Genomic DNA, 21,302 nt, shown 5'->3' with positions numbered 1-21,302 from the left:
GTCCTCTTCGGATAGGGTGGGTTGCCGCGCCCGAGGATCGGTGTGGCGGCACACTCGCCGACAGCGCAGTAGCGTGGAACGAACTGGACACGACGGCGGACTGGCCCGCAGCGGTGGAAGAGGTGAACGTCAGATGGAGATGAACCGAGGTCGATCCACCTCGGGGCAGCAGGACGAGAGCCCGCTACCCATGCAGAATCTCCGTCGTCGGCGTCGTTCCGCATGGAACCCGTCGACCTGGTCGCCGGTCACCGCGTCGTTCGCCCCCAACCGCACTTACCGGGCACCCGGCACACCCGGTGGACGCCGGTTCGCCCCGACCGAACATCTCGCCGCGGAGGCGGTCGCCGCCTACGTCGACGGTGAGTTGGGGATGACGGCCCACCTGCGGGCCACCCAGCACGTCGCGCAATGTACGGAGTGCATGTCGGCCGTCGACGCACAGGTCTCGGCTCGCTCCCGGCTGCGGTCGGCCGGCGACGTGTCGCTGCCCGTCGGACTCCTCGGCCAGCTCAGCCAGATCCCCACCCGTGAGATCGACATCACCGGGGTCTCCGGCGACGCCCGGACCGATCGTCACAGCCCGTTGTCCCCGTGGGGGCAGGATCGGCCGGCGGCGAGCCCGATGGCCGCCCCGGGCTTCCCGGTCACGGAGGCACCGCGTGGCCCGATACCCAACTCCGCCGACCGCCGTGGCCGCCCCGGCGAGGGCACTCGTGCCCGGATGAGCCGCTGGCGAGGCCGCTGACACGTGGACATCAGAGGGGAAAGCGAGCTCGACGGGTCGACCGAGTCCGCCGGGGAGGCCGCGGGCCCGGACAGCGCGGGCCCGGAATACATCAATTCAGCCGTAGACGGTCCGGAAACGGCAGGCGTGGAGACGGCTGCCGGTCAGACGTCGGACGACCGGTCACGGCACAAGGCGGTCTCCCCGCAGACCGCGGCGGTGTTCGGGCGTCCGGACGGCGTGCAGGGGTCCTTCGCACAGTCCGAGGACGCCACCGCCAACCCCGAACCGCAGATCGCCCCGCCGGACCCGGTGCTGGCCGAGGCATTCGGCCGCCCGACGGGCGTGACCGACACCCTTCAGCGGGACCCGTTGGCCACCTACGGCGCTCCCGAGACACCGCAGGCACCCGCCGACCCCTGGCGCGACCCGGAGAGCGTCGCCGGTCTGGATCGGCCGGCGCTCGGTGTCCCGACCGCCCCCGAACCCACCGACCCGGGTCCGAAGCTGGGCGTCCAGGACGTCCTGTTCGGCAAGCGGATCAGCTGGCACGCGCTGGCGACCCTCGCCGTGCTCGCAGTGGTTGTCGGCCTCGTCGGTGGGCTGATCGGCCGCTGGACCGCCGAGGTGGTCTCGCCGCTCAACTCCGATTCGGTCCAGCTGTCCACGGGCGATGCCGACAACGGCGCCGCTCCTCGTTCGCCGGTCGCCAATGTGGCTCGCGCCGTGGAGAAATCGGTGGTCGCCCTCGATGTGCGCACCAGCAGCGCAGTCGGCACCGGGTCGGGCTTCATCATCGACAAGAGCGGTTACATCGTCACCAACAACCACGTCATCGCGATGGCGGCGAACGACCGCAACGCCAAGCTGGAGGCGGTCTTCTTCGACCGCAAGCGGGTGCCCGCGCGGATCGTCGGTCGCGACACCAAGACCGACCTGGCGGTCGTCAAGGTCGACAACGTCGACAATCTCACCGTCTCGAAGCTGGGCAACTCCGACGATCTCCAGATCGGCGAAGAGGTGGTCGCCTTCGGGTCGCCGCTCGGCCTGGACCGGACTGTCACGAGTGGCATCGTCAGTGCCCTGCACCGTCCGGTGCCGTTGCGGCCGGACGCCGAATCCGACACCGACGCGGTGATCGACGCGATCCAGACCGACGCGGCGATCAACCCCGGCAACTCGGGTGGACCGCTGGTCAGCGACAAGGCCGAGGTGGTCGGCATCAACACCGCCGGTCTCGTCCCGGGCGGCGGTTCGATCGGCCTCGGATTCGCGATCCCGATCGATCAGGTCATCCCGATCGCCCAGACGCTGATCCGTCAGGGCTCGGTGAATCACCCGCAGATCGGGGTCAACGCGAGTTCGGTCCGGAACGACCGGGTGCTCGGCGCGCAGGTCCGCAATGTGGTCGCCGGCGGTCCGGCAGACCAGGCCGGCGTCCGCGAGAACGACGTGATCACCTCGTTCAACGGTCGTACCATCGAGAGCGCCGACGAATTGACGGTCGCGGTACGGACGGCGAAGATCGATCAGAAGGTCCCGTTCAGCTACTGGCGTGACGGCCGGACGTTCAACGGCACGATCACGCCGGCCAGCGACTGAGCGCAGACCGGGCTCGAGCAAATGGGGATGACGGATGTTCAGCAGTATCGGTTGGGGTGAGATCCTCGTCCTGTTGGCCGCGGGTCTGATCATTCTGGGACCCGACCGCCTCCCCGGTGCGGTCTCGTGGACCATGAAGTCCATCCGTCAGGTTCGCGACTATGCGACCGGCGCGACCGATCAGCTCAAGGACGAACTCGGGCCGGAGTTCGACGAACTCCGCAAGCCACTTTCCGAACTCAACGAGTTGCGTGGGATGACACCGCGCGCGATTGTCACGAAACATCTGCTCGACGGCGACGACTCCGTGTTCAAGCTCGGTCTCGGTCCGACCACCTTCGACCGAGACACCACGGATTCCCCGGACATCAAGCCACTGTCGGCGCCGATGCCGAATCCGCCCGCCGCCGATCCGGCGAAGCCGAATGCGCAGGGCCCGACGATCGCGGGCTCCCGATCACCGTCGGTCAGCGACTGGGACGCCACCTAGTCCGACCAGGTAGGCCCGATCAGGTAGTCCCGATCAGGAGTCCCGATCAGGCCACGGCTGACGCGGGTTCACTCGTGACGCGTGGTGTCGATCCCCAGGCTCATCCCGGCCAGCCCGCGCCGTCGCACGGCCAATTTGTCGGCGATCGCACGTAGCGCGGAGCCGGAGGCCGAATCGGGTGCGGAGGTGACCACCGGTACACCGCTGTCGCCACCTTCACGCAGAGTCGTCTCCAACGGGACCTGACCGAGGAGTTCGACTGGTGCACCGACCGCTCTGCTCAGTCGCTCGGCAACCTTCTGGCCGCCGCCCGAGCCGAAGGGCTCCATCCGGGTCCCGTCCGGGAGTTCCATCCACGACATGTTCTCGACGACACCGAGGATCTTCTGACGTGTCTGCAGCGCGATGGCACCGGCCCGCTCGGCGACCTCGGCGGCCGCCTGCTGCGGCGTGGTGACGACGAGGATCTCGGCGCCGGGGATGAGCTGGGCGACGGAGATCGCCACATCGCCCGTCCCGGGCGGCAGGTCGAGCAGCAGCACGTCGAGATCGCCCCAGTAGACGTCGGCGAGGAACTGTTGGAGGGCCCGGTGCAGCATGGGCCCGCGCCAGGTGACCGGTGTGTTCCCGTCGGTGAACTGCCCGATCGAGATGAATTTCACGCCATGGCTCATCGGCGGCATGATCATGCGTTCGACCTGGGTGGGCTTGGCGTCGCTGCCGAGCATCCGCGGCACCGAATGTCCGTAGATGTCGGCGTCGAGGACGCCGACGGTGAGGCCCCGCTCGGCCAGCGCCGTCGCGAGGTTCACGGTGACACTCGACTTGCCGACGCCGCCCTTGCCGGACGCGACCGCGTAGACGCGGGTCAGTGAGCCGGGCTGGGCGAATGGGATCACCGGGTCGGCCTTGTCGCCGCGCAGCTTCTTGCGCAGTTCGGTTCGTTGCTCGTCGTCCATCACGTCGAGCTCCACCCGGACCGCACCCACTCCGGGCACATCGGCCGCGGCGTTCTCCACCCGGCCGGAGATCTCGGTACGCATGGGACAACCCGACGTGGTCAGGTATATGACGACGTCCACGCTGGCGTCGTCGTTGACGTCGATCGACTTGACCATCCCCAGATCGGTGATGGGTTTGCCGATCTCGGGATCGTTGACCTTGCTCAGGGCAGCGCGAACCGCGGATTCGGTGGGTACAACTCCGGTAGTCATCAACGCCAGCTTAACCGTCCGGCGGAGAGCGCCGGTCGCACGGGAGACCTCAGCGCCCCGCGCGGCATCTCGAGCCGCCGGGTGAGTCAGCGTGCCGCGGGCGGTGGCGTGGTGGTCGTGGCTCCGCCCGTGCGCGCGTTCGGCGCGCGTTGCGGCGATGCCGAGGTCGGCGGCTTCTTCTTTGGGACCGTCTGCTTGGGCAGCGGCTTCGGCGGCGGCAGCAATTGCGTCGGGACCAGGTCGGGAGGCAGGCACAGCGCGCCGATGCAGGTCGGCAGCGGCGGTGGCGGCGTCGTCGTGCTCTCCGAGGTCGAGGGCGGCGAGGAACTCTGACCGGGCGTGGAGGGTTTCGGCGGCTTGCTCGTCGACGATTTGCGCGCCTTGCGCTTGGGTTCGGGGATCGGATTCGTCGGCATCACACCGGTCGCGTAGGCCGCAGCCCAGCTCAGCACGTTTGCCGCGTACTCCATCGAGTGGTTGTAGCGCATCACCGCCGCGACCTTGTTCTTGGCGGCCATGATGTCGGAGACCCCGGAACACAGATAGCGGCCGGCCGAGTAGGTGGCATCGAAGACGTTGTTCGGATCGGCCTTCCCGTCACCGTTCGCGTCGGTTCCCCAGGCGGCCCAGGTGCTCGGGATGAATTGCATGGGTCCCATTGCGCGGTCATGCGAGGAGTCGCCGTCGATCCGGCCGCCGTCGGTGTCGCGGATCACCGCGTTTCCGGCCAGCGTGCCGTTCAGCACCGGTCCGGCGATCGGGTTGATGGTGGTGCCGTACTGGTCGACCGAGCCGTTCGACGCGTGGTTGGACTCGATGCGTCCGATCCCGGCCAGCAGGAACCACGGCAGTTTGCACTGCGGGGTGTCCGACGCGACGCGGTTGGCTGCCAGCTTGTAGGCCTGCAGTACCACCCCTGGAATTCCCAGCGGGCCGGTCGGCAGGGAGCCGGTGATCCGGAACTGGGGTGGCACGGCGGCGTCGGGTTCGACGCGTTTGGGAGGCGGCGCGAATCCGAGCAACGTGACCGGCCCTCCGGGCGCGATCTCCACCGCCGAGGACGGTACCGAGGTGGCGTCCTCGGCGACGGCGGAGGAGACGGTGCCACCGGCGGCACTGGACGTCGCGGCGGCGAGCATCATCGCTCCGACCAGGACGCCGCCTGTCCCGACCGCCAGTGCTCGTCGCGGCAGATGTGACCGGCGCGGACCCTGGGCGCGGCGGAACACGGCGGGACTCATCGGGCCGTCCTTGCCCGCGGCCCGGCGATGACCGGTCCTCGCACCGTCGGCTGCCTGTCCACACTGACTCCGTTGCTCTCACACACGTGCATGCCCGCCCCTGAAGGTCTTGCGGATGGTCGGACCCGCCGTGTCTGAGCTCCCCGGGCGTCCGACGTGTGACCCACCATACATATGGGTCTAATGGCCCAGTACAGGAACCCGACAATTCTTCACCACACGCAATTGATCGTTTGGTGAACCCACATGTTGTGGTTGAGGGCGGCTACCGACCCATATGGGGAGTGGGGCCGACCGCGTCGGCCCCAGGTCACCGCGAAGGTGTGGAGTCCCCGCCGCCCCGGGCGCGTCGGGAATCGCCTCCGCCGTCGTCGGGCGTCGAGAGGTCGCGCGGGCCGTTGCCCAGGCGTTCGGTGAGTTCGTCGAGTAGGTCGTCGAGTTCCTTGCGGAGATAGTCGCGGGTCACGGTGTCGCCGACGGCGAGGCGCACTGCGGCGAGTTCGCGGGCCAGGAATTCGGTGTCCGCCTTGGTCTGCGCCGACCGGATCCGGTCCTCGTCGAGGGCGACCTTGTCGCGGTTCTCCTGTCGATTCTGTGCCAGGAGGATCAGGGGTGCGGCGTAGGCCGCCTGCGTGGAGAACGCCAGATTGAGCAGGATGAACGGATACGGGTCCCACCGCCACGACACCGCGACCAGATTCAGCGCCACCCACACGATCACGATGACGGTCTGGATGGCGAGATAACGTCCGGTCCCGAGGAAGCGTGCGACGCGCTCGGCGTAGACGCCGATGACGTCGGAATCGAGATTGAACGACAACCGACGGTTCTGGCGGGGCGTGTCGAGGCGACGGCCGGGTTGCTCCGTGCTCACGCACCCGCTCCTGCGGGCTTGATACCGGACAGATCGCGGATCGGCCCGGTGTCCTCGGGCTCGGTCTCACGCCAGTCCCGGGGCAGGAGTTGGTCGAGGAGGTCGTCGACGCTGATCGCGCCCAATAGGTGCCCCTCCTCGTCGACCACCGGACCGCAGACGAGGTTGTAGGTCGCGAAGTACCGCGTGACGGCCTCCAATGAGTCCTCGGGCTGCATGTGTGCGAGATCGCTGTCGAGGATGCCGCCCACGATGTTGGCCGGCGGTTCCCGCAGCAGCGCTTGCAGATGCGCGCAGCCGAGATACTTCCCGGTCGGCGTCGCGGTCGGTGGGCGCACCACGAACACGAGACTCGCGGCCGCCGGGGTCACATCTGGGTTGCGCACGCGCGCAAGCGTTTCCGCGACGGTGGTGGACGCGGTGACGATGATCGGCTCGGAGGTCATCAGGCCGCCCGCGGTGTCGGGGGAGTGGGTCAGCAGGCGCCGCACCGGCTCGGACTCCTCCGGGTCCATGCGTTCGAGCAACGACTCGGCCTCCGCGTCGGGGAGTTCGCCGAGGAGGTCGGCGGCGTCGTCGGGGTCCATCGCCTCGAGCACGTCCACCGCCCGGCCGAGTTCGAGATGGGCGAGCAGGTCGGTCTGATCGTCGGGTGGCAACTCCTGGAGCACGTCGGCCAGACGCTCGTCGTCGAGTGCGGCCGCGATCTCGTCGCGTCGCTTGGCCGGGAGCTCCCGCAGTGCGTTGGCCACGTCGGCCGCTCGCATCCCCTCGAACTGCATGAGCGCCTGTGCGACACCCTGTCCCGGCAGGTTGAGCTCGGTCTGGGTGAGTCCGTGGACGTGATGCCATTCGACGACATGTGTCACGCTGCGGCGCCGGAATCCCTTGCGTCCGGGCCGGACGGCCACCCGCGACACCACCCAGTCCCGGGTGCGGGTTCGTTCGATGCCCAGGTCGACGACGTTCACATCCACCCCGGCGAGGTCGGACAGATCGGGATCGTCCACGCGCACGCGGGAATCGAGGATCTGGCCGATGGCGAGCGCCTCGCCGGGCCGCAGATGCAGCCGGCGCAGACTCACGGTGCCGGTGTTGAGGGTCACGGCCTGGGGCTCGATCGCGGTCACACGCAGCATCGGGACAAAGATCCGTCGGCGGGTGGTGAGCTCCACGGCCAGACCGAGGACGCGTGGTTGCTGGCCCGTCATACGGATCGCGACGACCACGTCCCGGACCCGGCCGATCGACTCGCCGTCGGGTCCGAGCACGGCCAAGCCCACCAATCTGGCCACAAAGACCTTGCTCACGGACGCCATGCGAGTAAGGGTAGTGGCTACACGACCCGGCGCCGCGCACATCCGGGCGGTGCCGCCACGCCCGACCGCGTGCGCCGGCGCCGATCACTGTGCATTCTGGAATGCGAGGCCAAGTCACCCGCCACCGCCCGCTGCGGCGACCGGACGGTGCCCTCGGCGTGAGACGACACTCGAGAGAGGATCCGAGATGACCAACCCGATGCGCCAGGGTCGCGAGACCCCCGGCCTGCCGACGCCGCCGAAAGGGTGGCCGATCGGGTCATACGGCACCTACGCCGAGGCGCAGCACGCTGTCGACTACCTGGCCGACCAGGAATTCACCGTCCAGGACGTGACCATCGTCGGTGTGGACCTGATGCAGGTGGAGCGCGTGATCGGCCGCCTCACATGGGGGAAGGTGGTCGGCGGCGGGATCGTGTCGGGAGCGTGGCTCGGATTGTTCTTCGGACTTCTCGTGACGCTGGTGGTCAGCGGTGCGGGTCTGGCGCCGTTGCTGTTCGGGCTCGTGGGCGGCATCGTCTTCGGGCTCATCTCGGCGACCATTCCGTACGCCGCGACGCGCGGGCAGCGGGACTTCGCCTCGACGATGCAGTTGGTGGCGGGTCGCTACGACGTGTTGTGCGACCCTCGGAGCGCCGAGAAGGCGCGCGACATGTTGAGCCGCCTGACCTCCTGACCTCCTGACATCGTCGGCGATTCACAAAGGTGAAATTCCGTTGCAGGTCGGCGGAGATCACGATTCCCGCATGTTCTGGCACGCCCATGCCGAATGTGTTGCATGTCACGAACCGCGACATATAACGTTACGCAGCAGACGCTGATCGGTGCAGCCTCGTTGTCTTGCACCGCGAACGACAACAAGGAGGCTGCGTGCGGTTCCGGGCTGGCAGTTCCGAATCCGGTCGACATCGCGTGGGTGGGCATCTCGGCCACGGATCGCGAAGCGGGGTAAGGCGAAAACTGGTGGTGGGCGCGGCAGTGCTGGTCGCCGCCCTGCCGATCGTGACGGCCTGTGGGTCGGGTTACACACCCAAGGTCCTCAACATCTATCCGCCTGCCGACGGCGCGTCGTTCATCGACGAGGTCGGTCAGAAGTGCTCCGCCGACTCCGGCGGCGCGTACAAGATCGTCACCACGCCCCTGCCGAAGTCGGCCGACGACCAGCGACTGCAGCTGGCCCGGCGCCTGGCCGGCAACGATCCCGGGCTGGACCTCATGGGGATGGACGTGGTGTGGACCGCGGAGTTCGCCGACGCCGGCTGGATCGAGCCGGTGCCGCAAGCCCTGGCCGCCAAGGTTGCCGCGACCAACCTGGGTGGACCGCGCGAGACGGCCATGTGGAAGACCGACGAGGACGCCCAGAAGCGTCTGTACGCGATCCCGACCTGGACCAACACCCAATTGCTCTGGTATCGGCCGGATCTGCTGCGTAAGTACCTCAACAAGTCCAAGGCGCCGAGTACCTGGGACGAGATGCTCGTCGATACCGAGGCGATCCGCCGCAAGGGCGGACCGAGCTATATCATGGTGCAGGGCAAGCAGTATGAGGGTCTGATGGTCTGGTTCAACTCGGTGCTTGCTAGTGCCGGCGGTTCGGTGGTCAGCCCCGACGACCCGAACCTGGTGACGCTCAACGACACCCCCGCCCACCGCGCGGCGACCGTCAAGGCCTTGCGGGTCCTCAAGGCGATCGCGACGGCTCCCGGACACGATCCCTCACTGACCAACGCCGACGAGTCGTCGGCGCGACTGGGCATGGAGAACGGCAGTGCGGCCTTCGAGGTCAACTGGCCGTTCGTGTTCTCCTCGATGCGATCCAACGCCGCGGCCGGCGACGTCCCGTTCTTCCCGGAGATGCAGCAGTACTCGGGCATGCTCGCCGAGGACGCCGAGAACCCGCCGACCGATGCGCAGCTGGGCCCGGTGAACAACGTGGTCCGTACGAAGTTCAACTTCGCGAGGTATCCGGGCGTGAGTCGGGATCTGCCGGCCCGGTCCACTCTCGGTGGCGTCAACATCGCGGTGGCCAGCACCTCACAGCAGAAGGACCTGGCCTTCAAGGCGGCCGACTGCCTGACGAACGAAGCGGCACAGAAGGTCTATTCGGTGGACGGTGGCACCCCGCCGACCATCGCGTCGATCTACGACGACCCGGACTTCAAGGCCGCATACCCGATGGGGGATGACATCCGGACCCAGCTCGAGAGCCGGAATGCCGCGCTGCGGCCGGCTTCGCCGGTCTACCAGGCGATCTCGACACTGGTGACCGCGAAGTTGAGTCCGGTCGGCGCATGGAATCCCGAGACGATGGTCGACGAGCTCGCCGACCAGGTCCGCAAGGCGATCGACGGGGAGGGCCTGATCCCATGACAACCGGCGACAATGGCGAGAACCGGTCGCGACCGGGCCGCCACAGCCTTCCGGAGAACGACACCCCGGCACGGGAACCGTCGGTGCGGCCACCGTCGACCGGTGACACCGGCGCACAACCGGTGTACTCCGACGCATGGACCCCTCCCGCAGGAGATGCTGCCCCCGAGGCGGGCGGCGCCGCTGCGGCAGCCCGGCCGCCGGCCGGGGGAGTGGCCGTCGCCGAGCGCCCCGCCTCGGCTCCCGCGAAGGGCGGCAAGAAGAAGCTGAGCGAGGGCAAGGCCGCGGAGCGACGGCTCGCGCTCTGGCTCGTGGCACCCGCGGCGATCATGATGGCGCTCGTCACCGGTTATCCGATCGTGTACGCGATCTGGCTGTCGTTGAACAAGTCGAGCCTCTCGGCTCCGGGCGAGCGCAGCTTCGTCTGGTTCGACAACTACGCCACCGTGCTCACCGACAACTACTGGTGGACGGCGTTCTCGGTAACCCTCGGGATCACCGTGGTGTCCGTGGCGATCGAGCTGGTGCTCGGTATGGCGATCGCACTTGTCATGCACCGCACCATCTTCGGCAGGGGAACCATCCGCACGGTGGTGCTGATCCCGTACGGCATCGTGACCGTGGCGGCCGCATTCTCGTGGTATTACGCGTGGACGCCGGAGACCGGCTACCTGGCCAACCTGCTGCCCGATGGCAGCGCACCGCTCACCTCGCAGTGGCCGTCGCTGGCGATCATCGTGCTCGCCGAGGTCTGGAAGACCACACCGTTCATGGCCCTGTTGCTACTCGCAGGTCTGGCGCTCGTTCCCGACGACCTGCTCAAGGCGGCGCAGGTGGACGGCGCCGGTGCGTGGACACGCCTGTGGCGCATCATCATCCCGCTGATGAAGCCGGCCATCCTGGTCGCGCTCCTGTTCCGCACCCTGGATGCGTTCCGCGTCTTCGACAACATCTACGTCTTGACCAAGGGCTCCAACAACACCTATTCGGTGTCGATGCTGGGTTACGACAACCTCTTCAAGGCATTCAACCTCGGTGTCGGGTCGGCGATCAGCATCCTGATCTTCATCTGTGTCGCGATCATCGCGTTCATCTTCATCAAGGGCTTCGGTACCGCGGCGCCCGGTTCCGAGAACGAGGGGAGGTAGGCCGCGTGCGATCCGGTATCGGAAACAAGGCCTGGTGGTCGATCGCCAACATCCTGGTGATCCTCTATGCGATCATCCCGCTGCTGTGGATCATCAGCCTGTCGTTCAAGCCCCCGGGGAGCGTCAAGGACGGCAGCTTCATCCCCAAGGAATGGACTTGGGAGAACTACACCGGAATCTTCGAGACCAGCGCCTTCACCAGCGCGCTGCGCAACTCGATCGGCATCGGGCTGATCACCACGGTCATCGCGGTGATCCTGGGCACGATGGCCGCGTATGCCGTGGCGCGCCTGGACTTCCCGGGTAAGAAGCTGCTGATCGGTGCCGCCCTGCTGATCGCGATGTTCCCGCAGATCTCGCTCGTCACACCGTTGTTCAACATCGAGCGAAACCTGGGGCTGTTCGACACCTGGCCCGGTCTGATCCTGCCTTACATCACTTTCGCACTGCCGCTGGCGATCTACACGCTCTCAGCCTTCTTCCGGGAGATCCCGTGGGAGTTGGAGAAGGCGGCCAAGATGGACGGTGCGACCCCGTGGCAGGCCTTCCGCAAGGTGATCGCGCCGCTCGCGGCCCCCGGCGTCGTGACCGCGGCCATCCTGGTGTTCATCTTCGCCTGGAACGACCTGCTGCTCGCCCTGTCGCTGACCTCCACCGAGCGAGCCATCACCGCACCGGTGGCGATCGCCAACTTCACCGGTGACAGTCAGTTCGAGGAGCCCACCGGTTCGATCGCGGCGGCCGCCGTGGTCATCACCATTCCGATCATCATCTTCGTGCTCTTCTTCCAACGTCGAATCGTGGCCGGGCTGACCTCCGGCGCGGTGAAGGGATAACCCATGGCCGACATCGTTCTGGACAACGTCACCAAGCAATACCCGGACGGGTCGACCGCGGTCCACGGGGTCGACGTCGAGATCGCCGACGGGGAGTTCATCATCCTGGTCGGCCCGTCGGGGTGTGGGAAGTCGACCACCCTCAACATGATCGCCGGACTCGAGGACATCTCCTCCGGCGAGCTCCGGATCGGCGGGGAACGGGTGAACGACCGCGCACCCAAGGACCGCGACATCGCGATGGTGTTCCAGAGTTATGCGCTGTACCCGCACATGTCGGTGCGCGAGAACATCGCCTTTCCGTTGACGCTGGCGAAGCTGTCGAAAGCGGAGGTCACCGCGAAGGTCGACGAGGCGGCCAAGATCCTCGACCTCGGGCCGTACATGGACCGCAAGCCGGCGAACCTGTCCGGTGGTCAGCGGCAGCGTGTCGCGATGGGACGCGCGATCGTGCGCTCGCCCAAGGCCTTCCTGATGGACGAGCCGCTGTCGAATCTGGACGCCAAACTGCGTGTGCAGATGCGGACCGAGATCTCCCGCCTGCAGAACCGGTTGGGCACCACCACCGTCTACGTCACCCACGATCAGACCGAGGCGATGACCCTCGGTGACCGGGTCGTGGTGCTGCGCAGCGGATACGTCCAGCAGATCGGAACCCCGCAGGAGCTCTACAACAACCCGGCCAATCTGTTCGTGGCCGGGTTCATCGGCTCGCCCGCGATGAACTTCCTGCCGGGGCGCCTGGGCAGCGACGGCATCGACACGCCGATCGGCCGGGTCGCCATACCCGATCATCAGCAGATCGTCACCAACGCGCAGCGCGCCAAGAGCAACGGCGATGTGCTGGTCGGCGTCCGTCCCGAACATCTCGAGGACGCGGCCCTCGTCGATCCGGCGGCCCGGTCCACCGGGTCGACGCTGACGGCCAGCGTCGACGTCATCGAATCGATGGGATCGGACAATTACGTCTACTTCACAGTCGACTCGCCGGCCGCGTCCAGCGATGCCCTCGACGAGCTCGCCGCGGATTCCGGTGCGGAGATCGGTGGCGGACAGATGATCGCACGCGTCTCGCCGGAGTCCCGGATCAGCCGGGGCGGCACCGCCGAACTGTTCTACGACAGCTCGAAGGTCGCCGTGTTCGATCAGTCGTCCGGGGTCAACCTGCGTCTCGGATGACGCGGGCGTGATGTAGGTCGCGCAGGGTCTCGGTGAACTCGTCGACGGGTCCGTCGACCACCACACCCGGCGCGACCTGTTGGATCGGCAACGCCGCGACCGGTGCGGGCGCTGCGTCCCACTCGACGAGCCACGCGGCGAGTTGTGCGCCCGACCCGGCGTACACGATGCGGCCGAGGCCGACCCACGCGTGCGCCGCCGAACACATCGGGCAGTGCTCACCGGACGTGTACACCGTGCACGACCCACGTTGGGCCGGTGACAGATTGGTGGCGGCCCAGCGGGCGATCGCGAACTCCGGGTGCTGGGTGGGATCGCCGCCGGAGACCTGGTTGCGGTCGGCGAACAGTTCGGTCCCGTCCGCGGCGACCAGCGTCGAACCGAACGGCTCGTCACCGGCGTCGAGCGCCGTGCGTGCCAGATCGACACAGCGGCGCAGATGTTCGACGTCTGTGGGGGTGATGGACATGCTCGTGTGCTCCCTCGTCGTGCGGTACCGGTGCGACGGCTCGGAGACGCCGGTCAGCGACGGCGCCGACGGCCCTGGTCGTGTAGTTCCCGCAGGATGTCGTCATCCCAGATGTGCTTGCGTACCAAGCGATAACGCTCACACGCCAGCCAGAGATAGAGCTCGGCGTCACTCGTCAGGTCGGGCCTGATGTCGGCGCGCCGGGCCATCCGCACCACCGGCAGGAACTCCTCGCCGAACCATCGGCGGGCCACCTCCGGGCGGCTGAGGAACTCGCCTATCTCCTGTCCGAGCCGAAATCCCCAGGCTTCCACGTTCTCCGACAGCTCGGCGTAGTCGAAGGGATCGGAGAATCGGATGGCACCCGCCTGCGCGCCGGCCAGCGGGACCCGCGACAGGAAGAGTCGCCGGTGATCCTTCATGATCAGGTCAGACGCCGCGTTGATGCCCTCCGGCGAGATGCGCGTGTGGATCTCGGTGACGTAGGCGTCGATGGTGTGCAGGTGGCGGGCGATCGCGATCGACACCCGGTGGTGGCCGTCGAGCACGAAATGCATAGAGCCGATGCGGTAGAGCCGTACCGGCGGCACCGATTCGCCGCGGCGCTGCGCGGCCGCCAGGCGTTGCCACCGCTCCCGGATGCGGGATGAGGTAGGCCGGAAGTACCGGTCGAAATCCTTGGTGCGGTCGACACTTCCGACGATGGACTCCACCTCTACCTGCTGCAGCCCGAGGTAGGTGTCGCCGATCCGGCCGAGTGCGGCGACGACCTCGTCGAACGGCAGGACGGTGTTGACGTCGGCGGGCTGCCGGGTGAACCACGCCATGAGACGCGACATCTCGGCGTGCCGACGCATCCGGGTGAAGTCGTTCTCCGCGTCCGCATCCGGGAATCCGGTGTCACGAGCCATGACGTCGCCTCACGATCTGGAATTCGCGGGTACCGGGATCGATGTCGAACTGGCAGTAACCCACCACGTTCATCGAGATCGTCGCGTCGCCGATCATCTTGTCGGCCGGCCGTGCCCCGAAGGGATGGACGTGACCATGGACGAGCAACGTGGGCTGCAGCGACCGCACCAGTCCGTGGTAGCAGTCGAAGCCACGATGGGGCACGTCGTCGCCGTCACCGATCCCTCGTGCCGGGCTGTGGGTCAGCAGGATGTCGGGGGTGGCGCGGGTGCAACTCAGGCGCCACGAGCGGATGCGCTGCTGCATATCCGAATACTGGTTGGGACCGTCGTTGTAGCGTCGGCACCCGCCGAGCCCGCTGATCCGCAGTCCGGCCACCGTCACGGTCCGTCGATCGGCGTTGATCGCGCCGCGCGGTCCCGGATCCGCCGATGGCAGGCCGGCCCGGATCCATCCGGCGCGGCCGTGTCGGTAACCGGTCAGGTCTCGGTCATGATTACCGGGGACGTAGACGCATGGCGCGTCACAGAGGGTGGAGAGCACCTCGAGATACTCGAACGGCAGGTCACCGGCACCGAGGATGATGTCGGGACGCCCTTCGATGCCGACCCCGAAGGTCAGGGAATCGATGACCTCATCGGCCACCGCGAGGACACGTACCACGCCTTCAGGCTAGGCCATCGGGCCTACTACGGTGGATGCGTGAGCGATGCTGTCACCGACCGGATCAATGAGTACCTCGCCGAGCGACTCGATGCGCGACCGCAGCGTGCGTCGGTGACCTTCCTCGGCGTGGAACCGATCGATGTCGCGCGCTTCGTGACCGGCGACGACCTCGTATACGTCACCGTGGGGTGCGCCCGTCATCCGATGTCGGAGCCGACCGACATTCACGCGGACCCGGTGCGCGGCCCGCGAGCCGAGCTGGTGGTGCGGATGCACGCAGGAGCGCCGCTGCCAGGACTGCACCGGCGGATGGCGACCCTGGCGGCGGCGCCGGCCGTCGAAGGTCTGATCATCGGGGAGGACGCCCTGATCGACCTCTCCGAGCCGGTCTGGGATGGTGCGGCGTGCACCGCCGTCCTGCTGGAGGCCGACGAGCTCGGCGAACTGGCCCTCGACAAACCCATGGATCCGGTGCGATTTCTGCGGGCCGTCCCGATCACCGCCAACGAAGCGGCGTGGGTGCGTCTCAAAGGTGCGACGGCCCTGCGGGAGGCCTGGGCCGAGGCCGGGATCGACGTGCGCTCATCGGATCGGGCGGCCGCGAAACTCTAGCGGGTGGATGCTCTGACGGGTGATCACAGCCAGTTGTGACGGCGGAAGACCACCCATAGTCCGGTGCACGCGACGATCAGCAGCACGATGACGGTGGGATAGGCCCAATGCTGGTGCAGTTCGGGCATGTAGTCGAAATTCATGCCGTAGATCCCCGCCACCATGGTGGGGACCGCGGCGATCGCGACCCACGACGAGATCTTGCGCATGTCGGTGTTCTGCTGGATCCCCACCTTTGCGGCCGCGGTGCCGATCAATGACGACAGCACCTCGTCGTACTCGACGATCCGGTCGATGACTGTGGTCAGGTGATCGGCGACATCACGGAAGTGCCGTCGGATCTCCTTGGGCACCAACGGGTTCTGTCCGGTAAGACGGGCCAGCGGTCCGGTCAGCGGGGTCACCGCCCGCCGGAGTTCGAGGACTTCGCGCTTGAGTAGATAGACGGGATCGATGTTCAGTGACCGTCGCGGACCGAAGACGGATTCCTCGATGGCGAGGATGTCGCTCTCCATCTCGTCGGTGACCGCGAGATAGCTGTCGACGACGAGGTCGGCGATCGCGTGCAGGACGGCGGTCGGGCCCAGGACGAGACGCTCCGGTCGTGCCTCGAGTCGTCGGCGCAGACCGGAGAGGTGGGTGTGGTCGCCGTGCCGCACCGTGATCACGAAGTCCGACCCGACGAAGATCATGATCTCGCCGGTCTCGACCACCTCGCTGGCTTTCTCCATCGACTCGTGCTCGACGTATTTCACCGTCCGCAGCACCAGGAACTGGGTCTCGTCGTAGACCTCGAGCTTCGGGCGCTGGTGGGCATGTACCGCGTCCTCGACCACGAGTTCGTGCAGGCCGAACACCTCGGCGACACCCTGCATCTGTGCGTCGTCGGGGGAGTGCAGGCCGAGCCAGACAAAACCCTCGCCCGTCGAGCGCACCTGATCGAGTGCGTCGGTGTAGGAGATGCGCCCCGGCCTGCGATGCCCGTCGACGTAGACCGCGCAGTCCACGACAGCACGGGCCACCGGCACCGGGATTCGGGGCAGCGGCCTCTTCTCCCGACGCGGGGGGACGAGTCCACCGGGGCGCAGGTGTGGCATCGAGGGCACGACTCGGATGCTACTCGTAAGATCACCGAGTGCCCGTCGACCTGACGGTCACACGAACACCCTGATCACGCTGGTCGTGAACATCAGCGTCCACCTCATCGTGATGATCGCGCTCCGCTATTCCACCGTCCTCATCCGGGTGCTGGGCCTCGGCGGGTCACCCTGCTGGCAAAGATCGCCGGTCTCCTGCTCGCCGCCATCGCGGTTCAGCTCATCGCCGACTCCATTGCGGGCTTCATCGTGGCGTCCGGCTAACGTGGGTGCGTGATCAAGCGTGCCGCGACAGCGATCCTGATGGTTCTCGCCCTCGCCGCAGTGGCCGGGTGCTCGGAGGCCGATTCCCATGACGGCGATCTGGTGATGGGAGCGCCGAATTCTCCGTCGATGCAGGTGATGGCACAGATCTATGCGGGCGCGTTGCGGCATGCCGGCAGTCCGGTCTCGATGACCGTGCCGCGCGGGGATTATCGTTCCCTGCTCGACGACATGGATGCCACCACCGTCGACCTCTTCCCGGCGTTCAGCGGGCGGCTGCTGTCCGAGCTGGCTCCGCAATCAGCCCCGCCCACCGCCGATCAGGTCTACTCCGAGCTGAATCGGTCACTCCCGCAAGGTGTTTCAGTCGGCGATGCGACCACGGTCTCGGCGACGCCGCAGATCTTCGTGGCGGCCTCGGTCGCCGACCACGAGGTCACCGATCTCGCGCACTGTTCGCGACTGGCGCCGGGACTGCCGCTGGTGGTGGTCGGCGACCCGGATGGACCGACGATCGATGCGCTCAGCGCCGCGGGCTGCCGATTCGGCCCGGTCGAATCGGTGCCGTCGTCGTCCGCGGTGGTCCGACGGGTCGCAGGCGGCGGCGCGGTCGGGCTCCTGACCCCGCTCGACGTCGCAGGCGACGATGCCGAGGGTTCGTCCGGGGACATCCGGGCGCTGACCGTGCCGAAGTCGGCGACGGAGACAGGTGCTGGTGCGACCGCGGACAAGGCCACGACTGCGGAGTCGCCTTCCGACGATGCGCCGGGTGGCCGGGCGGTGGCCGCGACGGGACCGCGCGCCGAGCAGCTGGTGCCGGTGTACCGGACGGCGGCGCTGTCCCGTGATCAGGTGAAGACGATCAACAAGGTGGCCGGCGAGATGACCACCGCGGACCTCGCGACACTGACGCGACGGGCCGTCGCCGGGGCGGCTCCCGCCGACCTCGCCAACGGGTGGCTGGCCGAACACGGTCTGTAGTCCGGCCGGCCACCCGCGGACGCGCGACGATCACTTCGCCTTGCTGAGTGCCCATCCCGTGACCCGTGCCGTGATGCCCTGGTAGCCGGACGCGACGAGACGCACCCAGAGGTCGAGGAGTTTCGCGTCCGCGCCCACCAATACCCTGGCCCGGTTCTTCTGCACACCGTTGATGATCACGTCGGCGGCATCCTCGGAGGTCATCCGGGCGAGATAGCGGTCGAAGAATTCCGCGGACTTCTTCTGATCGTGGTCGCCGGATGAGGTGGCGTTGCGCGCGATCGCCGTCTTGATGCCACCGGGGTGCACGCACGTGACCTTGACCGGGTACTTGGCCAGGATCATCTCCTGGTTGAGCGACTCGGTGAAGCCGCGAACGGCGAACTTCGCCGAGTTGTACGCGGCCTGGCCGGGTTCGGAGAGCAGACCGAACAGCGACGACGTGTTGACGATGTGGCCGTCGCCGGACGCGATGATGTGTGGCAGGAACGCCTTGGTGCCGTTCACCACACCCCAGTAGTCGACGTCCATGACGCGCTCGATGTCCTTGAACTCGGTCCGCTCGATCTCGCCGTGATGTGCGATCCCGGCATTGTTGAAGATCACGTTGACCTTGCCGTAGTGCGCCACGACGGTTTCCGCGTAGTCGAGAACGGCCTCACGCTCGGCGACGTTCAGGATCTGGGCGTGGACCGGCGCACCGGTCTCGGCGACCAGTTTCTCGGTGCCCGCCAGGCCGTCGGGGTTCATGTCCGAGATGGCGAGCTTGGCGCCCTTGCGTGCGAGCTTGACCGCCAGGTCACGGCCCATGCCCGATCCCGCGCCGGTGACGACGACGACCTTGTCGCGAAAGTCCTTCATGTGTACTCCTCGGTTCGGTGTGGGTTGCGGCGGTCAGGCGTTGGCCGGTGACGGCTGTGTGTCGGCGGATTCGGCCGGGAGCGGGCGCGCCCCACGGCGTTCCACATCGTAGGCGGCGATGTCGAACTGCCGGGTGATACGACGGAAGTTGAAGGTGAATCCCGGCCACAGCGTGGTGATGTTGCCGTGGTGGTCCTTGTACCACGACGCGCATCCGCCGTTGACCCACACGCTGTTGCGCAGATCGTGCTGGACCTCCGCGTTGTAGCGCTGCTGGGCCGCCAATGTGACGTCGGTGCGCGTGATGCCCTGTGCGCGAACCGTCTTCAGATAGTCGACGAGGTAGTTCAACTGGGATTCGATCATGTACACCATCGAGGTGTGGCCGAGGCCCGTCGACGGTCCGACCATCAGCATCATGTTCGGGAAGCCGTTGACGAATGCGCCCTTGTAGCCCTGCATGCCGATCTCGTCCCACACATTGGCAAGGCTGCGCCCGGCGGCGCCGACGATCTTGTCGAAGACGGGGGAGTCGGTGACGTGGAAACCGGTGGCCACCACGATCACGTCGACCTCTCGAACGGTGCCGTTCTTATCGGCGATCCCGTTTTCGGTGATCGAGGCGATGCCGTCGGTGACGAGGTCGACGTTGGGACGCGCGATGGCGGGATACCACTCGTTGGAGCGCAGGATGCGCTTGCAGCCGACCTGGAACGTCGGGGTCGCCTTCGTCCGGAGTTCCGGGTCGCGGATCGATCGGGCGATGTTGGCGCGGCACACCAGTTCCACCGGCTTGAGCGACCTGGGCGAATAGGTGAGACCGAATGCGGTGACCTCGTTCATCGCATAGATCGCGCCGCGGACGGCCGACTGGTACCCGGGAACCTTGGCGAAGGCCCACTTCTCGGTTGCCGAGTAGGCGCGTTCGGTGCGCGGCACGATCCAGGGTGCGGTGCGCTGGTAGACGTCGAGCCGGCCGGCGACCTTGGCGAGTTCGGGGACCAACTGGATGGCCGAGGCGCCCGTGCCGATCACCGCGACACGCTTGCCGGTGAAGTCGACGTCGTCGTCCCAGCGGGCCGAGTGCACGATCGTGCCCTGGAACCCGTCGAAGCCGTCGATGTCGGGGAGGTTGGGCTCACAGAGAGGGCCGATCGCACCGATCATGATCTGCGCGCGAACCTGTTCGCGCTGTCCGTCGCGCAGCACGTCGAGGATCCAGCGACGCTCGTCCTCGTGCCACTCGGCGTGTTCCACCTCGGTCTGGAAGCGGGTGTGGGAGCGCACGGCGTGGCGGTCGGCGACATCGTTGATGTAGCGATGGATCTCCGGCTGATGGGAGTACGAGCGTGACCACTCCGGATTGTGGGCGAAGGAATACGAGTAGAGGTGCGATGGCACGTCGCAGGCCGCGCCCGGATAGGTGTTGTCGCGCCAGGTGCCGCCGAAATCCGAACCGCGGTCGATGACCATGAAGTCGTCGAAGCCGTTCTGCTTGAGCTTGATGGCTGCGCCCAGGCCGGAGAACCCCGCTCCGATGATGGCGATCTGTACATCGATCATTGTCATGGTCCCACCATAAAGGTCTACTGAACAGCCGTCAATAGCTTATTGAATCTTGATCAATAAAGGCCTACGGTGGACCTACCAGCATCGACGGCGAACGAGAGGACATTCAGACCATGGCGGTGACCTCGGGTTCTGTGCCGGCGGCCAAGCGTACGCGGATGAGTCCGGAAGCCCGGCGCGACCAGCTTGTCGAGCTCGGACTCGACATGGTGCGTGACCGCCCGCTCGAGCAGGTGTCGATCGACGCGATCGCAGAGGCCGCGGGGGTGTCACGGGCCCTGCTGTTCCACTACTTCGAGTCGAAGCAGGACTTCCACGTCTCCATCGCCCGGGCGCAGGCAGACGAGATGCTCGAACGCACCGAGCCCGATCCGGGGTTCGGTGATCCACTCCTGATGCTCTCGGCCTCGATGTCGGCGTTCATCGACTACGTCACCGACAATCGCGAGGCGTATATGGCCTTCATGCGCGGGTCGTCGAGCGCCGATCCGGCGATGCGTGAGGTATTCGACCAGACGCGCGCCGTCATGGCGGCCCGCGTTCTCGACCACGCGCCCGCGCTGGGTATCGCGGTGACGCCGGTCGTCGAGATGACCGTGCAAGGCTGGATCTCGTTCGTCGAGGACACCACGATCAGGTGGCTCACCGATCCGGTGATCGATCGTGATCAGCTGCTGGCCTTGATCAGCGCCGCGCTTCCGGCTCTCGCCGGCGTCGTCCCGCAGGACTGACTCCCCGCCGACAGCAACCGAAATCCCGCCGACAGCAACCTGTTTCGCGTCGACAGCAACCGAGATCGTGCCGGCAGCAACCGAGATCCCGTCGACAGCAACCGAGATCGTGCCGACAGCAACCGAGATCGTGCCGACAG

21 protein-coding genes and 1 pseudogene are annotated in these 21,302 nt (G+C 67.1%); 12 read left to right on the top strand and 10 right to left on the bottom strand.

Going from position 1 to position 21,302, the window contains the following annotated elements:
• Nucleotides 1-133: 133 nt before the first annotated feature.
• From ACLQ3I_RS11650 to tatB, 3 genes are read left to right on the top strand one after another with little or no spacing between them, the layout of a single operon-like run.
• Nucleotides 134-748, top strand: coding sequence for a hypothetical protein (locus tag ACLQ3I_RS11650; protein WP_425802029.1), 615 nt, complete (start codon nucleotides 134-136; stop codon nucleotides 746-748).
• A 3-nt stretch (nucleotides 749-751) separates the two neighbouring features.
• Nucleotides 752-2,329, top strand: coding sequence for a trypsin-like peptidase domain-containing protein (locus tag ACLQ3I_RS11645; protein ID WP_425802026.1), 1,578 nt, complete (start codon nucleotides 752-754; stop codon nucleotides 2,327-2,329).
• A 34-nt stretch (nucleotides 2,330-2,363) separates the two neighbouring features.
• Nucleotides 2,364-2,819 (top strand): Sec-independent protein translocase protein TatB, encoded by a 456-nt coding sequence (gene tatB / locus ACLQ3I_RS11640; protein WP_425788014.1) that lies wholly within the window; start codon nucleotides 2,364-2,366, stop codon nucleotides 2,817-2,819.
• A gap of 68 nt (nucleotides 2,820-2,887) precedes the next feature.
• Here the strand turns inward: tatB and ACLQ3I_RS11635 are convergent, their stop codons facing one another.
• The 4 genes from ACLQ3I_RS11635 to ACLQ3I_RS11620 form a co-directional block, all read right to left on the bottom strand.
• Nucleotides 2,888-4,033, bottom strand: coding sequence for an Mrp/NBP35 family ATP-binding protein (locus tag ACLQ3I_RS11635; RefSeq protein WP_425788013.1), 1,146 nt, complete (start codon nucleotides 4,031-4,033; stop codon nucleotides 2,888-2,890).
• 86 nt (nucleotides 4,034-4,119) lie between these two features.
• Nucleotides 4,120-5,274, bottom strand: coding sequence for a lytic transglycosylase domain-containing protein (locus tag ACLQ3I_RS11630; RefSeq protein WP_425788011.1), 1,155 nt, complete (start codon nucleotides 5,272-5,274; stop codon nucleotides 4,120-4,122).
• Between the two features lie 310 nt (nucleotides 5,275-5,584).
• Nucleotides 5,585-6,148: a DUF1003 domain-containing protein gene (locus ACLQ3I_RS11625; RefSeq protein ID WP_425788009.1), complete on the bottom strand. Its 564-nt coding sequence runs from the start codon at nucleotides 6,146-6,148 to the stop codon at nucleotides 5,585-5,587.
• Nucleotides 6,145-7,467, bottom strand: coding sequence for a magnesium transporter MgtE N-terminal domain-containing protein (locus ACLQ3I_RS11620; protein WP_425802023.1), 1,323 nt, complete (start codon nucleotides 7,465-7,467; stop codon nucleotides 6,145-6,147). The genes ACLQ3I_RS11625 and ACLQ3I_RS11620 overlap by 4 nt, the downstream gene beginning before the upstream one ends.
• A 187-nt stretch (nucleotides 7,468-7,654) precedes the next feature.
• On the opposite strand from ACLQ3I_RS11620, the gene ACLQ3I_RS11615 reads away from it, so the two are divergent.
• From ACLQ3I_RS11615 to ACLQ3I_RS11595, 5 genes are all read left to right on the top strand, one after another.
• Nucleotides 7,655-8,143, top strand: coding sequence for a general stress protein (locus ACLQ3I_RS11615; RefSeq protein WP_425802021.1), 489 nt, complete (start codon nucleotides 7,655-7,657; stop codon nucleotides 8,141-8,143).
• Nucleotides 8,144-8,430: 287 nt separating this feature from the next.
• Nucleotides 8,431-9,837, top strand: coding sequence for an extracellular solute-binding protein (locus ACLQ3I_RS11610; protein WP_425788003.1), 1,407 nt, complete (start codon nucleotides 8,431-8,433; stop codon nucleotides 9,835-9,837).
• Complete coding sequence (locus ACLQ3I_RS11605; RefSeq protein WP_425802019.1) at nucleotides 9,834-10,985, top strand: carbohydrate ABC transporter permease; 1,152 nt, start codon at nucleotides 9,834-9,836, stop codon at nucleotides 10,983-10,985. The genes ACLQ3I_RS11610 and ACLQ3I_RS11605 overlap by 4 nt, the downstream gene beginning before the upstream one ends.
• Nucleotides 10,986-10,990: 5 nt before the next feature.
• A complete protein-coding gene (locus ACLQ3I_RS11600) occupies nucleotides 10,991-11,821 on the top strand; it encodes a carbohydrate ABC transporter permease (RefSeq protein WP_425787999.1) in 831 nt (276 codons plus the stop codon).
• A 3-nt stretch (nucleotides 11,822-11,824) separates the two neighbouring features.
• A complete protein-coding gene (locus tag ACLQ3I_RS11595; RefSeq protein WP_425787997.1) occupies nucleotides 11,825-13,000 on the top strand; it encodes an ABC transporter ATP-binding protein in 1,176 nt (391 codons plus the stop codon).
• Here the strand turns inward: ACLQ3I_RS11595 and ACLQ3I_RS11590 are convergent.
• The 3 genes from ACLQ3I_RS11590 to ACLQ3I_RS11580 are packed head-to-tail and all read right to left on the bottom strand — an operon-like array spanning nucleotide 12,981 to nucleotide 15,044.
• Nucleotides 12,981-13,469 (bottom strand): nucleoside deaminase, encoded by a 489-nt coding sequence (locus ACLQ3I_RS11590; RefSeq protein WP_425802017.1) that lies wholly within the window; start codon nucleotides 13,467-13,469, stop codon nucleotides 12,981-12,983. The two genes, ACLQ3I_RS11595 and ACLQ3I_RS11590, sit on opposite strands and share 20 nt — an antisense overlap.
• A 53-nt stretch (nucleotides 13,470-13,522) precedes the next feature.
• Nucleotides 13,523-14,380: a chromosome partitioning protein ParB gene (locus tag ACLQ3I_RS11585; RefSeq protein WP_425787993.1), complete on the bottom strand. Its 858-nt coding sequence runs from the start codon at nucleotides 14,378-14,380 to the stop codon at nucleotides 13,523-13,525.
• Nucleotides 14,370-15,044 (bottom strand): metallophosphoesterase family protein, encoded by a 675-nt coding sequence (locus tag ACLQ3I_RS11580; protein ID WP_425787991.1) that lies wholly within the window; start codon nucleotides 15,042-15,044, stop codon nucleotides 14,370-14,372. The genes ACLQ3I_RS11585 and ACLQ3I_RS11580 overlap by 11 nt, the downstream gene beginning before the upstream one ends.
• Before the next feature lie 39 nt (nucleotides 15,045-15,083).
• Here ACLQ3I_RS11580 and ACLQ3I_RS11575 point away from each other — a divergent pair, with 39 nt between their 5' ends.
• A complete protein-coding gene (locus ACLQ3I_RS11575) occupies nucleotides 15,084-15,659 on the top strand; it encodes a suppressor of fused domain protein (protein WP_425802015.1) in 576 nt (191 codons plus the stop codon).
• Between the two features lie 23 nt (nucleotides 15,660-15,682).
• On the opposite strand, the gene ACLQ3I_RS11570 is transcribed toward ACLQ3I_RS11575, so the two are convergent.
• Nucleotides 15,683-16,756, bottom strand: a complete 1,074-nt coding sequence (locus ACLQ3I_RS11570) for a magnesium and cobalt transport protein CorA (RefSeq protein ID WP_425790400.1) — start codon at nucleotides 16,754-16,756, stop codon at nucleotides 15,683-15,685.
• A gap of 91 nt (nucleotides 16,757-16,847) precedes the next feature.
• Between ACLQ3I_RS11570 and ACLQ3I_RS11565 the strand changes: the two are divergent.
• Together ACLQ3I_RS11565 and ACLQ3I_RS11560 are read left to right on the top strand one after the other, a co-directional pair.
• Nucleotides 16,848-17,020 (top strand): annotated as a pseudogene (locus ACLQ3I_RS11565) (MarC family protein); the annotation flags it as partial.
• A gap of 9 nt (nucleotides 17,021-17,029) precedes the next feature.
• A complete protein-coding gene (locus tag ACLQ3I_RS11560) occupies nucleotides 17,030-18,001 on the top strand; it encodes a glycine/betaine ABC transporter substrate-binding protein (RefSeq protein ID WP_425802013.1) in 972 nt (323 codons plus the stop codon).
• Nucleotides 18,002-18,031: 30 nt separating this feature from the next.
• Here ACLQ3I_RS11560 and ACLQ3I_RS11555 read toward each other — a convergent pair whose 3' ends face one another.
• Together ACLQ3I_RS11555 and ACLQ3I_RS11550 are read right to left on the bottom strand one after the other, a co-directional pair.
• The gene (locus ACLQ3I_RS11555; protein ID WP_425787985.1) at nucleotides 18,032-18,862 is read right to left on the bottom strand and encodes an SDR family NAD(P)-dependent oxidoreductase; all 831 of its coding nucleotides are present in this window, start codon (nucleotides 18,860-18,862) and stop codon (nucleotides 18,032-18,034) included.
• A gap of 33 nt (nucleotides 18,863-18,895) precedes the next feature.
• On the bottom strand, nucleotides 18,896-20,431 hold the full coding sequence (locus tag ACLQ3I_RS11550; RefSeq protein WP_425787983.1) for a flavin-containing monooxygenase: 1,536 nt from the start codon (nucleotides 20,429-20,431) through the stop codon (nucleotides 18,896-18,898).
• 113 nt (nucleotides 20,432-20,544) lie between these two features.
• Here ACLQ3I_RS11550 and ACLQ3I_RS11545 point away from each other — a divergent pair, with 113 nt between their 5' ends.
• A complete protein-coding gene (locus tag ACLQ3I_RS11545; RefSeq protein WP_425802011.1) occupies nucleotides 20,545-21,162 on the top strand; it encodes a TetR/AcrR family transcriptional regulator in 618 nt (205 codons plus the stop codon).
• Nucleotides 21,163-21,302: the final 140 nt, after the last annotated feature.

The organism is Gordonia sp. DT101, from assembly GCF_049844895.1.
GTDB lineage: Bacteria > Actinomycetota > Actinomycetes > Mycobacteriales > Mycobacteriaceae > Gordonia.
Note: the sequence above shows the minus strand (reverse complement) of the source record. Positions and strands in the feature narration are given on the sequence as shown.

Excerpts from the sequence above, each read along its gene's own strand:
- ACLQ3I_RS11615 (WP_425802021.1), top strand. The coding sequence starts at position 7,655 with ATGACCAACCCGATGCGCCAGGGTCGCGAGACCCCCGGCCTGCCGACG.
- ACLQ3I_RS11570 (WP_425790400.1), bottom strand. The coding sequence starts at position 16,756 with ATGCCACACCTGCGCCCCGGTGGACTCGTCCCCCCGCGTCGGGAGAAG.
- ACLQ3I_RS11550 (WP_425787983.1), bottom strand. The coding sequence starts at position 20,431 with ATGACAATGATCGATGTACAGATCGCCATCATCGGAGCGGGGTTCTCC.
- tatB (WP_425788014.1), top strand. The coding sequence starts at position 2,364 with ATGTTCAGCAGTATCGGTTGGGGTGAGATCCTCGTCCTGTTGGCCGCG.
- ACLQ3I_RS11650 (WP_425802029.1), top strand. The coding sequence starts at position 134 with ATGGAGATGAACCGAGGTCGATCCACCTCGGGGCAGCAGGACGAGAGC.
- ACLQ3I_RS11635 (WP_425788013.1), bottom strand. The coding sequence starts at position 4,033 with ATGACTACCGGAGTTGTACCCACCGAATCCGCGGTTCGCGCTGCCCTG.
- ACLQ3I_RS11630 (WP_425788011.1), bottom strand. The coding sequence starts at position 5,274 with ATGAGTCCCGCCGTGTTCCGCCGCGCCCAGGGTCCGCGCCGGTCACAT.
- ACLQ3I_RS11545 (WP_425802011.1), top strand. The coding sequence starts at position 20,545 with ATGGCGGTGACCTCGGGTTCTGTGCCGGCGGCCAAGCGTACGCGGATG.
- ACLQ3I_RS11590 (WP_425802017.1), bottom strand. The coding sequence starts at position 13,469 with ATGTCCATCACCCCCACAGACGTCGAACATCTGCGCCGCTGTGTCGAT.
- ACLQ3I_RS11595 (WP_425787997.1), top strand. The coding sequence starts at position 11,825 with ATGGCCGACATCGTTCTGGACAACGTCACCAAGCAATACCCGGACGGG.
- ACLQ3I_RS11620 (WP_425802023.1), bottom strand. The coding sequence starts at position 7,467 with ATGGCGTCCGTGAGCAAGGTCTTTGTGGCCAGATTGGTGGGCTTGGCC.
- ACLQ3I_RS11585 (WP_425787993.1), bottom strand. The coding sequence starts at position 14,380 with ATGGCTCGTGACACCGGATTCCCGGATGCGGACGCGGAGAACGACTTC.
- ACLQ3I_RS11605 (WP_425802019.1), top strand. The coding sequence starts at position 9,834 with ATGACAACCGGCGACAATGGCGAGAACCGGTCGCGACCGGGCCGCCAC.
- ACLQ3I_RS11555 (WP_425787985.1), bottom strand. The coding sequence starts at position 18,862 with ATGAAGGACTTTCGCGACAAGGTCGTCGTCGTCACCGGCGCGGGATCG.